General features: G+C 43.4%; 1 protein-coding gene. It reads right to left on the minus strand.

From position 1 onward, the window contains the following. A partial coding sequence (locus ACYP03_RS24475; RefSeq protein ID WP_459782443.1) for a phospholipase effector Tle1 domain-containing protein occupies nt 1–392 on the minus strand: 392 nt, incomplete at both ends.

Genomic DNA, 392 nt, shown 5'->3' on the forward strand with positions numbered 1-392 from the left:
TGTACCGTTGCTTTTCAATGTCGTTAATGGAAAATTCACTCTGTATTCATGATGTGCGCACAACTGCACAACTCGCTGTGCACAGTCAGGTGTTAGCCGGAGTTGAAACTCACCATCATCGTCATTGCCGGGCCAGTAAAATGAACCGACAGTATCAAACAAACCCACAAAACGAATAGTTACATCGCGTGAATTGTCAAGTTCATAGCCATTCTCGCGATCAAATTTTTCCGCATTTTCTGAACCTAGAAGGTTTGGGTGTATGGTGAGTGAGTCACAACCGATTCTTGGTTTGGTGTAATCTGGTAATCCTGCATGTACCGCATTGACGAAATGACGAGTCAACGCAGCTCCACGACTAAATCCAAATACATCAAACTCTATACCTGTTA

The organism is Photobacterium sp. R1, from assembly GCF_054600795.1.